12 protein-coding genes are annotated in these 12,570 nt (G+C 33.0%); 3 read left to right on the plus strand and 9 right to left on the minus strand.

What is annotated here, in order from left to right; all coding sequences use genetic code 11:
* Nucleotides 1-50: 50 nt before the first annotated feature.
* The 3 genes from FA045_RS05600 to FA045_RS05610 are packed head-to-tail and all read left to right on the plus strand — an operon-like array spanning nucleotide 51 to nucleotide 2,373.
* On the plus strand, nucleotides 51-455 hold the full coding sequence (locus FA045_RS05600) for an ABC-three component system protein (protein WP_317130569.1): 405 nt from the start codon (nucleotides 51-53) through the stop codon (nucleotides 453-455).
* Complete coding sequence (locus tag FA045_RS05605) at nucleotides 452-685, plus strand: ABC-three component system middle component 6 (protein ID WP_136875374.1); 234 nt, start codon at nucleotides 452-454, stop codon at nucleotides 683-685. Before FA045_RS05600 ends, FA045_RS05605 begins: the two co-directional genes overlap by 4 nt.
* Nucleotides 676-2,373, plus strand: coding sequence for a DUF2326 domain-containing protein (locus FA045_RS05610; protein ID WP_136875376.1), 1,698 nt, complete (start codon nucleotides 676-678; stop codon nucleotides 2,371-2,373). The genes FA045_RS05605 and FA045_RS05610 overlap by 10 nt, the downstream gene beginning before the upstream one ends.
* A 138-nt stretch (nucleotides 2,374-2,511) precedes the next feature.
* Here FA045_RS05610 and FA045_RS05615 read toward each other — a convergent pair whose 3' ends face one another.
* The 9 genes from FA045_RS05615 to mutL all read right to left on the minus strand — a co-directional run bounded on the left by FA045_RS05615 (nucleotide 2,512) and on the right by mutL (nucleotide 12,554).
* Nucleotides 2,512-3,396, minus strand: a complete 885-nt coding sequence (locus FA045_RS05615; protein WP_136875378.1) for a glycerophosphodiester phosphodiesterase — start codon at nucleotides 3,394-3,396, stop codon at nucleotides 2,512-2,514.
* Nucleotides 3,397-3,581: 185 nt separating this feature from the next.
* A complete protein-coding gene (locus FA045_RS05620; RefSeq protein ID WP_136875380.1) occupies nucleotides 3,582-4,436 on the minus strand; it encodes a nuclear transport factor 2 family protein in 855 nt (284 codons plus the stop codon).
* A 73-nt stretch (nucleotides 4,437-4,509) separates the two neighbouring features.
* A complete protein-coding gene (locus FA045_RS05625; RefSeq protein WP_136875382.1) occupies nucleotides 4,510-5,523 on the minus strand; it encodes a M28 family peptidase in 1,014 nt (337 codons plus the stop codon).
* On the minus strand, nucleotides 5,489-6,340 hold the full coding sequence (locus FA045_RS05630) for a BRO-N domain-containing protein (RefSeq protein WP_136875384.1): 852 nt from the start codon (nucleotides 6,338-6,340) through the stop codon (nucleotides 5,489-5,491). The genes FA045_RS05625 and FA045_RS05630 overlap by 35 nt, the downstream gene beginning before the upstream one ends.
* A 45-nt stretch (nucleotides 6,341-6,385) precedes the next feature.
* Complete coding sequence (gene cysS, locus FA045_RS05635) at nucleotides 6,386-7,846, minus strand: cysteine--tRNA ligase (RefSeq protein ID WP_136875386.1); 1,461 nt, start codon at nucleotides 7,844-7,846, stop codon at nucleotides 6,386-6,388.
* Between the two features lie 28 nt (nucleotides 7,847-7,874).
* Complete coding sequence (locus FA045_RS05640; protein WP_136875388.1) at nucleotides 7,875-8,993, minus strand: endonuclease/exonuclease/phosphatase family protein; 1,119 nt, start codon at nucleotides 8,991-8,993, stop codon at nucleotides 7,875-7,877.
* On the minus strand, nucleotides 8,993-9,838 hold the full coding sequence (locus FA045_RS05645; RefSeq protein WP_136875390.1) for a rhomboid family intramembrane serine protease: 846 nt from the start codon (nucleotides 9,836-9,838) through the stop codon (nucleotides 8,993-8,995). Before FA045_RS05645 ends, FA045_RS05640 begins: the two co-directional genes overlap by 1 nt.
* A complete protein-coding gene (locus tag FA045_RS05650; protein WP_136875392.1) occupies nucleotides 9,831-10,565 on the minus strand; it encodes a rhomboid family intramembrane serine protease in 735 nt (244 codons plus the stop codon). Before FA045_RS05650 ends, FA045_RS05645 begins: the two co-directional genes overlap by 8 nt.
* Before the next feature lie 135 nt (nucleotides 10,566-10,700).
* The gene (gene mutL, locus FA045_RS05655) at nucleotides 10,701-12,554 is read right to left on the minus strand and encodes a DNA mismatch repair endonuclease MutL (protein WP_136875394.1); all 1,854 of its coding nucleotides are present in this window, start codon (nucleotides 12,552-12,554) and stop codon (nucleotides 10,701-10,703) included.
* Nucleotides 12,555-12,570: the final 16 nt, after the last annotated feature.

The raw sequence follows: 12,570 nt of genomic DNA on the forward strand, positions 1-12,570 counted from the left end.
CTTTAAACATTATTGTTGGCTTTGTTGGAAATCGAATATTTGATGATACAATTACAGAAGAACCTACAAATGCACCTGGCACGGCAGATAAAATTTTGTATAACAATGTTATTCTTTTCAAACCAATAATTGAAGAATATGCCGTATATCAAGGTAAATTAAATAAACTTTACGAAGAAATTGAGAAACAAGGGTCAACAAAAAAAGAATTTTTACTACAAAATATTAAATACATTTACCTTAAAGAAAAAGGAAAGTACAAAGATTTAGAAGAGATAAGGTCAAATGCAGATATTATAATAGAGAATATTGAAAAAGAATTATGGAAAATTATAGAAAATTCAAGTAATCCTATTTCAAATTTACCAATTGAAGCTATTAAAATTGGATTACTAATCATAATGGTTGACGCTTTTATGCGTTGTAATATTCTAGAAGAGCCACCAAAATTATGATAGTAAATAAAAATATAAATCCTGAAAGAGATCTATATTACTTGGGAGGGAAAATAATTGAAGTTCTCAATTCATTTACTAAAAATGAAATTGACTATTTTGATTTGTTTCTTTCTGTAAATAAATCAAACAAAGTATCATTGAATTTATATTCATTAGTTTTAGATTGGCTATTCATTTTAGGCACTATTAAAAAAGGTAATAAAGGATTGATTATAAAATGTTTTTAAAGCAAGTCATCATACAAAATAAAAATTCTATAATTAGAGACATTTCCTTTCATAAAGGAATAAATTTAATTGTAGATGAAACACCTGTGGGCAGTTCTCAACAAGCTACAGGAAATAATGTTGGTAAGACGACGGTTTTGAGATTGGTTGATTATTGTTTCGGTGCCGATGGGAAAAACATTTATCAGGATACTGAATTTGGCAAGCAACCTAACACAACAATTGAGAACTTTTTAAAGAATAATGAAATTATTATTACTGTTGTTATGGTTGATAATTTAAGTGACCCAAAAGAAGAAGTTTTCATAAGAAAAAATTTTCTAGCTCGTAATAAAAAACTACAAGAAATAAACGGAGATAATATTACTGATAACAAAGTATTTGATAAAAAACTAAAAGAAGTAATTTTTAAATCAGAAGTAGATAAACCAACATTTAAGCAAATTATATCCAAAAATATTCGGGATGAAAAAAATAAGATGGCAAATATTGTCAAAGTATTAAACTCATTTACTCGAATTGAAGAATACGAAGCTCTTTACTTATTTTGGCTAGGTATCAATACTGATAGCCACAACCAAAAAGAATTATTATCAAAAGAAAAAACTAGAGAAGAAAATTTTCAAAAAAGATTGAAAAAAGATGGCGAACTTTCTTTAATTGAACAACAATTAATTCTCTTAAATACAAAAATTGAAGAATTAAATTTAAGAAAAAATAAATTTAATCTCAACGAAAATTATGCTGCTGATGTTGATAAGCTAAATGATGTAAAATCTAAATTAAATAGAAGTGCAACAGAATTAAGTAGGTTGGAAATCAGAAAAGATTTAATTATTGAAAGTAAAGAGGATTTAGAAAAAGAATATACTCAAATTGACACTACTCAAATCAAATCTCTTTATGAAAAAGCAAAATCTTTGATTTCAAACATTCAAGTTTCTTTTGAAGATACTGTGAAGTTTCATAATGATTTAATTTCTGAAAAATTAGAATATATTACAAAAGAACTTCCTGAAATAGATCAACAAATCAGAAAAATAAAATCAGAGATTATTTTTCATCGTAAGGAAGAAGACACTTTAACCGAAAGGTTAAATAAATCTGCTCTAGTAGAAGATTTCGAAAAAACTATTTTAGATTTAAATAAGCAATTTGAGCGAAAGGGAAACCTAGAAGAGCAAAAAAGATTGTGGATTTATTCACAAGAAAAGTTGGCAGACATTGATAAAGATTTGAATGCAATTAATCAAGGTATTTCATCAAAAGACAGTCAAATACAAAATAGAATTACTGAATTTAATAAATATTTTTCTGTAATGTCAAGCAGACTTTATGGCGAAACCTACTTGTTAAGTTCTCAGAAAAATGAAAAGGGTTATGAACTAATTGTTACAAATCTAGAAGGAAACCCAAGTACTGGAAAGAAAAAAGGACAAATAGCAGCCTTTGATTTTGCTTATATCGAATTTGCAGACAAGCTTGATGTTGAGTGTTTGCATTTTATTATGCATGACCAATTAGAAACCATTCACGACAACCAATTAAATACAATTGTAGAAGTTGCAAATAGTATAAATGGACAATATATTGTACCAATATTAAGAGATAAAATACCTTCAAATATTGACATAAGTGAATTTGAAGTTCTATCGCTATCGCAAGACGACAAACTATTCAGGGTTTAAAAAATGAAGTATAAAAATTACTTGGTAAAGCACCTATTTCTTATAATTCAGCAATAATTATTCAATTAAACTTTTTTACAAATAGAAACTTCACAAATAAAATACTTACTAACTATTCAATAGACCTATAAAACTTATTTATTTAACTTGCCCCATTAAATTTGGATAATCTGTAATAATTCCATCAACACCTAAACCTTGTAAATACTCGATATCTTTTACCGAGTTTACTGTCCACGGGATTATTTTAACTCCTGCGGCATGGCATTTATCAACCAAGTTTTTGCCAACCAATACAAAATACGGACTGTAAATTGTTGGCTTAAAGCCTAGCTGTGCAATGTTATCTTCAAAATCAACTTTTTCATCAATACCTAATGAGGTTCTAATTTTTGGATATTTTTTGTGTACATATTGCAAAGATCTGATATCAAAAGATTGAATAATTACCCGTTTCTCCAGCTTCTTTTGCTTCACAATATCCATTATAATTTCTACATATTCTTCTGGACTTGGCTGAAACTCTCCATCGCCTTTACGGATTAATTTAGTTTCGATGTTATAATCTGGTTTAGCTAATCGGTGTAACTTTATATAATTCTCTACCGAATCAATCAGTTCTGCTAACAAAGGTTTGTACACTTTAAGCTTTTGTTGTCCGGGAAATCTTGGATGCAATTTACTACCCACATCAAACTTTTTAACCTCACTGTAGTTCATTTTGTAGATGTTGTTTTTCTTCTCATCTTTTAATGTGATGGACTTACCTGTTGGTGTTAAGCTAAACTCGTGGTTAAAATAAGGTTCTTGAGAAACTACTGCTTGTTTATCTTTACTAATTACAATATCCATTTCTAATGTGGTAGCTCCCAATTCTAAAGCTTTTAGCATAGCTGGAATGGTATTTTCTGGCATAATACCACGAGCACCGCGATGTCCTTGAACATCAAACTTTTTTTGAGCAAAAGAGTGGATTGAGAATATGAGGAAAGCGATTAAAAATAAATTTTTCTTTATCAGCATTGCTTGATTATAATTTTTGAATAAGCGACAATAATAAAGCCAATTTTAAACAACTAAAACTTAAACTTATCAGAAAGATTGCCACAGCCAATTGAAATTGGCTTCGCAATGACGGTTTTTACCAACAAAAAAGGATTTCAACTGAGCCGAAATCCTTTAAATTTATATTTGGTTTTGGTTTCTAACTATCTTTCTGCTAAGGTAAATATCTGGGTCATGATGTTCCAATTGCCATCAGATTGGCGTTCCCAAATAAAAATATAGTGGAAACTTTCACGTAAATCAGTTTTATAATCTATAGTTGCTACTCCGTAAGTATAGCCAAAATCAGCACCTAAAGTTTTATCGAATGAGGTAGTCTTTAAGCTAATTTTATCAATCATTCTATTGTTAAATGCCTGAATATTTTCTTTACCAACAATCGGCTCAGTACCTGGAAACAACAAACGGGCATTAGTATTTAAAAAGCCGGCAAATGCACTCGGACCATAAGATTTTAAGGTAGTATTTAATGTTTTTTCGGTAGTATTGATAATTTCTCTACTTACTTTTAAATCTTTTCCGTTGGCATACTTTGGTATGTAGTGATCTTTAGGCTCTACAAAATTTTGAGTAACTTTTTTTAATGTTTTATTGGTTTCTGCACCTAAATCTAAAATTAATTCCCACTTACCATCATCAACTCTCCAAACTGATAGGTAATGTCCGAAAGTTTTTTTCTCAGCACCTTCTTGATAGGTTCCAGCTGTAAAACCCCATTCGCCACTTCTAGCAACACGGGCTTGGTTAGGTGCCCAAGTAATATCTTTTGTATCAGGTGCCGATGCATAAAATTTCTTTGCATTGATTGGGTTCGGTCTAAAAACTACAGCATCATCTGCAGCAAATTTATTGTAAGCGGCATTAGCTCCATTTTTAGCTAAATAAGCCGCAAAATCTTTTTCAGTTTCTACTAAAGATTTTGTTGTGCCGTCTGATTTTTGTGCAAAAGCGCCAAAAGTTGTTGTGCTAATTAAAAGCGTATAGATAAATTTCTTCATGAATAAATTTTATGTGGTACGAATATAAGATTTGAACCCTTAGACAAAGCAAAAAGTAATTAACAATTAAACATTAATTTGTAGATCCCTCTCTAAAAATAGTTTCTAAAACTGTCTGACCAACAGCTAAAAGTGTATTTTTATCAATATTATTTAAGTTATCTAATTGTGTATGCCAATTTGAATAAAAGCCAGCTGCATCAGAGTAATGGATGATATCTATACATTTAATACCAGCTTGATTTACCCAAAAATGATCATCAATTAAATTACCAGAAGGCACATTTACAAAATAAGCCGAATAACCAATTTCATTGCCAATATCCCAAACTTTTCTTAAAATTTCTGGAGCATATTTTCTCGAAATTTCATCTTGTGTGAATTGTGCATTGCTGCCGCCAACCATATCTAAATTAATAGCAAAAAGGGGTTTGTTAGTTTTAAATGTTGGATTTTTAGCCCAATATTGAGAACCAATACACCAAGTAGTTTCGTTTTCAGATTCATCTTGAGATTTACCATAATCTTCGATATCCCATAAAATAAAATCTACACCAACATTGGGTTGTTTAATTTGAATTTGACGAGCCATTTCTAAAATAACAGCCACACCACTTGCACCATCATTTGCGGCATCAAAAGGTTTATCGTGCATTTTTGGGTCTGGATCTTGATCAGAAAATGGTCTTGCATCCCAATGGGCGGTAATTAGAACACGTTGTTTTTTCTCTGGATTAAACGCGGCAATGATATTTTTTAAGCGATGAGATTTTCCATCGAACGTTTTAGCTGGTGCTTCCTGTACAGCAACATCAGCACCAAAAGATTTAAATTTTGCCACCAAATATGCCGCAGTTTTGGCATGCGCATCGGTAGATGGAATACGAGGGCCAAAATCTACCTGTGCTTTAGTAAAAGCAAATGCACTATCTGCATTAAATTCTGGCGAAACTAGTTTTACAACTTCTTCGGTCTCCTCTTCAGTAGTTTTGTTTTCAGATTTGCAGGCTTGCGTAAATCCGACAGATACAAATAGTAGAAATATTAATGCTTTATTCAATTGATTTAGGATTTTGATTTTCTTCATTATTTATTAAAAGTTTTTTAGCGGAAATTTTACTCACAATTTTTTTTCCTGTTTTTTCTTCAATTTCTTTTCTAGTGTTGCCTGCAATTGTTCCACCCTGTTTTGCAATTACTTTACTCTCCTCAAAGTTTTTAGGAGCTTTCTGTTTGCTAATTTCTTTTGTGGTTGCTTCAGCTAACATATTTAATACCAACTCAAGATTGGTCATGTGGTCTCGTAAATTTTCTTTTTTAAGATCTTTATGGGTTTTATATTCTTTTACCGTAAACCCGCTCCATGCTTTGGTTATTTCATCAGTTAAAATTGCAAATTCTACTCCTTTTTTAACACCTCTAGCGTCCCACTCGTTGGTTAATTCATTTCTTACCTCAATACTTTTGATTCTTTGATTAACCCATTCTTTACTATAACCTTTTTTAAGATAAGTTTCCATTAAGCGATCAATTCCAATCTCTGGATCTTCAATTTCATCAATCCTTTCTCTTGCAACTTTTGCAATCCATAACTTAAATGGTTCTGCTTTTGGAGAAGGAACTGATTGAATTAAGCGAAAGAGTTGTTCTGTATCAGCAACATCGGTTAACCGCATTTTTCCATCAGCGGCAAGCATTTTCAAAGCGTGACAATCCGTCACGGTTTGATTTCCTTCTTGTTTTAATCTTTGTTTTAGTTTTCTCCAATAAGCCTGTGGATCAACACTTTCTGTTAAAATGGTGATCACATCAACAATTGAAAAATACCATTTCTCTTCACTATCATCCCAAACTGAGCGTACTTGTTTCTGCTCAAAAAGTTTTATTGCTTCTTCTTTGCCCATATTTCTGTAGTTAAATTTTTAAAAATCAATGGGATGATCAATGATTTAATTTTTACTCCAAGTAGTGCCTTCTTTACTGTCTTTTAATTGGATACCTATATTTTGCAACCCAATTCTAATTTGATCTGAAATAGCATAATCTTTATTTTCTTTTGCTTCTTTACGCAGGGCGATAACCATATCCAAAACCTCATTTAGTTCTGTATTGCTGCTCTCTTCATCTTTTAAGCCGAATACTTCAAATACAAAATCATTTACTAAAGTTTTCAGTTTATCCAGCTCTGCTGCATTAATTTTTGCTGTACCATCATAAACGGTATTGATAATTCGTGTAGCTTCAAAAAGTTCTGCAATTACTACCGGACTGTTAAAATCATCATTCATGGCATTGATACAGTTTTCTTTCAAGCCATCAATTTGTATGGTGCCTTCTTCATTTGCTACTAATTTTGGCAACAAACTCACCGCATTCATCAATCTTTTAAAACCTTTTTCAGATGCTTCTAAAGCTTCGTTAGAAAAATCTAATGTACTGCGGTAATGTGCTTGGAACATAAAAAACTTAACCGTCATTGGGCTGTATCCTTTATTTAACAAAGGATGATTTCCCGTAAACAATTCGCCTGGCAAAAATCCGTTACCTTTTGATTTAGACATACGTGTGCCATTTACAGTAAGCATATTGGTATGCATCCAATATTTTGCTGGCTGATGACGGCTACAAGCTTCTGACTGTGCAATTTCGTTGGTGTGGTGTGTCGCCGCTAAATCCATTCCGCCGCCATGTATATCAAATTCTTGCCCCAAATATTTAGCGCTCATTGCAGAACATTCTATGTGCCAACCCGGAAAACCCATGCCCCAAGGTGATGCCCATTGCATTAAAGTTTCTGGCTTGGCTTTAATCCACAAGGCAAAATCTAACCTGCCATGTTTATCGTCTTGTCCGCCCAACTCTCTGGTATTGGCTAACATATCTTCTAAATTTCGGTTAGTTAAAATGGTATAATTATATGCTGCGCTGTATTTTTCTACATCAAAATAAATAGTTCCATCAACTTCGTAAGCATAACCATTGGCCATAATGGTTTTAATCATTTCAATTTGCTCAATAATATGACCTGTTGCAGTTGGCTCAATACTAGGCGGCAAAGCGTTAAACATGCGCATCACATCGTGGAAACCTAGTGTGTATTTCTGTACAATTTCCATTGGCTCCAATTGCTCTAGCTTTGCTCTTTTTGCAAATTTATCATCGCCTTCATCTCTATCACCTTCTAAGTGGCCAGCATCGGTAATGTTTCTTACATAACGAACTTTAAAACCACTGTATTTAAGATATCTAAAAATTAAATCGAAAGAGAGAAAAGTGCGACAATTACCCAAATGTACATCGCTATAAACCGTTGGACCACATACATACATACCCACATGAGGAGCATTTAATGGTTCAAAAATTTCCTTTTTTCTTGTAAGCGTATTGTATAATTGGATTTGATGTATCATATAATAAAGTTAATAAAATGCGTTGATGTTATGGCTGTACAGTTTTGAGGCGAAGATCACTCCTAACAGGAAAATGATCAGATAATTTTGCCTTGATAATGTGGTAATTAACTACCTCGATATTTTTGGTTGTAGCAATATAATCGATCTGAAAATTAGGGAATTTACCGTTATATGTTCTTCCTAATCCTTTTCCCTTTTCTATAAATGCATTACTTAATGAATCTGTCATTTTTGTTACCGCATAAGATGCTGGTGTGTCGTTAAAATCTCCGGCAATTATATATGGTGTAGCGCAACTTTGAAAGTGGTCTTTCATTACATCAACCTGCTCGCTCCTTTTAATGAATGCACTTTTAATCATCCTTAAAATTCTTTTTGTAGATGCTTTGTTAAGGTCTATTTCTTTAGCCACTTCATCTAAATAATTATAATCTTCGCCTTGAAATGAGATAGATTGGAAATGGATATTATAAACCCTAAATACCTGAGATTTTAATTTTAAATCAACATAAATACTTTCGTTTCCACTAGAATTTTCAAAGTTAATTCTGCCAGAATTTACAATTGGATATTTAGAAAATATAGCCAAGCCAATTGCCTCTGTTGAACTTTGCAAAGTTGGCACAAAGTAATAGTGTTTGGTATTGAGCATCTTTTTTAAGCTATCAACCGTATCAAAGGGTCCTTTTGGCTTGGTAAAAAATTCTTGAAAACAAATTACATCAGGGTTTTGCTCGCGAATTACAGCAAGCATTTGCTCCTTTACTTCTTCCGTAATTTTATCGCCATAGGGTGTAAAATTATGTACATTATAGGTCATCACTCTCACTAAATCATCAGTGGCTTTTTCATTACTTCCGGCAGTGCCGAAAAAACCAAAAGTTGCATTTAATGTTTGCAAACCAGAGAAAATTATTAATACTGTGATAACAGAAAAAACCCATTTCTTTCTAAGTAACCAGTAAAGTAAAATTAAAAGATTACCAAGTAAAATAAATGGATAGGCCAAACCGAAAAAAGCTAAAACAATATGCTCTCTTGGATCGCTTTTACCAGCTAATATGCCACAAAATAAACAGATAGCTGCCGCAATTGCTATTAAAAGCATTAACTTATCAAAAAATGTGAAATTTTTCTTCTTCATTAACTGTTACTTGCTTTAAATAGCGTATCCTTTTCTTCTTTTGTTAATTTATCGTAACCGGATTTAGAAATCTTATCTAAAATGGCATCAACCTCTTTTTGATTAACATTGCTTGATGATCTCTTTTGAGGAACTTCGTTTTTAACAACCTTCAATTTTGGTTTTCTCTCAAATATTTTGCTCAAATCAGTTCCGCTTTGCAATAACTTGATGTAAACAAAACCAAATAAAACACCACCTAAATGAGCGATGCTACCACCAGCATTTGTTGACTCGATACCGATCAGATTTAATAAAATATAAACCAGCAATATATACTTTAGCTTTACTTCGCCAATAAACAATAACCTGATAGAATAATCTGGAACCAGCGTTGCTGCCGCTGCAAAAACTGATGCTACCGCTGCCGAAGCGCCAATTAAAGTACCTACATTGTTGTTAAATACTGGAAGTAGGTTATAGACAATAGCATAAAAAACTGCCCCAGCAATTCCGCCAACTAAATATACAAAGTGAAATTGGCGAGGTTTTACAAAATCTAAAAATATCCTACCCATCCAATATAACCACAGCATATTAAACAGGATGTGAAAAAAATCAGCATGAAAAAATTGGTAAGTTAAAATGGTGTAGAAACGTGTTAACCACATTTCTGGCAAGGATGGAAAAGCCAAATAAGCTCTAATAAAACCATCGACAAGCCCTCTTGAACCGCCCATAAATGCAATAACGCTTAACAGCGATGCCACTACAAAAATAATTGCATTGATACCAATAAAAAGCAAAATAGGATCGCCAGATTTAAATAACTTAAACTTTAAATCGTTTAACCAATTGTTAGTCATAATAATCGTAATAATTTGTTTTATTGCGCCAAAGTTTAACTAAAATGAATCCAATTAAAGCACCGCCTAAGTGAGCGAAATGGGCAATTGAGTCTCCTTGAAAACGACCAAAACCCATAAACAGTTCAAATGCAATGTAAGCAGGCACGAAGTATTTAGCTTTTATTGGGATAGGAATAAACATTAGCATTAATTCCATATTTGGATACAAAACTGCAAATGCAGTAAGCACACCAAATATTGCACCCGAGGCGCCAACCATTGTTCCAAAATAAATTGAACTTATATTTGAGGCTTGAGCATCAGTAAATACATTTGGATTATATTGCCTTTTTGCAAGCAATTCCAATTGCATGGTGCTGGTTTCAACAATTGATCCAGTAATCTGGTAAAGCTCTACCGCTTGAACAGCCCAATTTATGAATAAAGCACCGATACCTGTAATGAGGTAAAAATTAAGAAATCTTTTTGAACCAAAATGATTCTCTAAAATGCCACCAAACATATATAAACCAAACATGTTAAAAAATATATGCATTAGATTTTCTTGAGAATGCATAAACATGTAAGTAATAGGTTGCCAAATTTGAAATTTAGGCGAGTCAAAATAATGAGCTCCTAAAAGCTCCATTAAATCAATACCTTGTTCCGTAAAAACCCAAGTCGCCACATAAAATATTACATTTATAATTAATAGGTTTTTTACTACAGGTGTAATGTTATTCATATTTAAAATTAAATTGATTTCGCGAATTTCTGCGATTTCAAGGTTAAATTCATTTTCCAAGCTTTCAGCTTTGGTCTTTAGTCTTTAGTCTTTGAGAACCTTCAACCGTCCATCCTTCTACCTCAAACCCTCTAATTATCTCTCAAACTTTTGTGCAATTTCTGTTAGCGCAATGGTTTGGATTACTGGCCTACCACCAATACTAAAATTTGGCGTTTTACAAGCAAATAACTCTTCAATTAAGGTATTCATTTCTTGCTGCCCTAAAGCAGTTCCGGCTTTTATTGCACTATTTTTAGCCATACTTCGGGCCAAAGCATCACGTTTATCTAATTTCAGCTCTTGCTGCGAATTTTTAAAACCCTCTATCAAATGCTCAAAAAGTTGTGTTTCATTAATATTTGTACTTCCTAAATCTACAGGAATTCCTTCTATCACTAAAGTATTTTTCCCAAATTCTCTAACTTCAAAACCCAAACTTTTAATATCCTCTAATAAACTCTTAGCTAATTCATAGTCGTTCGGACTTAACGTTACCGTTTGCGGAAACAAACTTTGTTGTGAAGCACCTTTTCGATCTTCTAAATGCAATAAAAATCTTTCGTATAAAATACGTTCGTGTGCAGCTTGTTGGTCGATCATCATAATCCCAGATTTAATCTGAGAAACAATATAACGGTTATGCACCTGCATAAATTGCTTTTGTACAGGCTCAAATTGATCGTCTTTTTGTGCTTCGCCTAAATCTATTGCTACTTGTTCTGGCACATGGTGATTACTAATCTCGTACAAAGAGCCCCAATTTTTACTTGGCGCCATGCCACTTCCCCTTCCCTCATTTCTTAGAAACGGAATTTCTTTGGTTGCAGTTTTTGTTTGTGCAAATGGATTAAAATCTGGATTAAATGCAATACTTGGCGGCACAATATCTTCTGGCGCTTTATGCGTAATCATATTGCTAAAACCAGTTTCTTGGTTAAAATCTATCGTCGGACTGATGTTAAACTTACCTAATGATCTTTTTACTGCAGAGTGGATAATGGCATAAATAGATCTTTCATCCAAATACTTAATTTCTGTTTTTGTGGGATGAACGTTTACATCAATTTTTGCGGGATCAATCTCGATGAACAACACATACAATGGGAAATTATCATCGGGCAATAACTCCTGATAAGCTTTATTTACAGCATGATTTAAGTAAGCATCCTTGATAAATCGATCGTTCACAAAAAAGAACTGCTCGCCTCTGGTTTTTTTAGCAAATTCTGGTTTACCAATGTATCCTTTTAGGTTAATTATAGTGGTTTCTTCTTCTACCGGAATTAAACGTTCGTTATAATTATTACCAAATAAATGAACAATCCGCTGTTTCATTGCAGATGCTGGCAAACGATAAATTTCGGCTCCATCATGGTGTAAGCTAAAAGCGATATGAGGTTTTGCCATTGCCACACGCTGAAACTCATCAATTATATGGCGCATCTCTGCCGGATTACTCTTTAAAAAATTTCGTCGAGCGGGCGTATTATAAAATAAATTTTTAATGCAAATACTTGTTCCGTTAGCTGTACCAACTGGCTCTTGTTTAACAAAAGTTGCACCTTCAATTTCAATCAACGTACCAACCTCATCTTCATGACGCTTGGTTTTCATTTCTACTTGTGCGATAGCTGCAATAGAGGCCATTGCTTCGCCCCTAAAACCCATGGTTCTGATGGCAAAAAGATCTTCCGCTTTGCGAACTTTAGAAGTAGCATGACGCTCGAAACACATGCGAGCATCGGTTACACTCATACCACAACCATTATCTATCACTTGTATCAATGCTTTACCTGCATCTTTTACAATCAGTTGTATTTTATCTGCACCTGCATCTATCGCGTTTTCAAGTAGTTCTTTTACCGCTGATGCAGGTCGCTGCACCACCTCACCTGCTGCAATTTGATTGGCAACACTATCGGGTAAAAGTTGTATAATATCAGACATTTATTGTTTTTTGTAA

The organism is Pedobacter cryotolerans (genome assembly GCF_005116475.1).
GTDB lineage: Bacteria > Bacteroidota > Bacteroidia > Sphingobacteriales > Sphingobacteriaceae > Pedobacter > Pedobacter cryotolerans.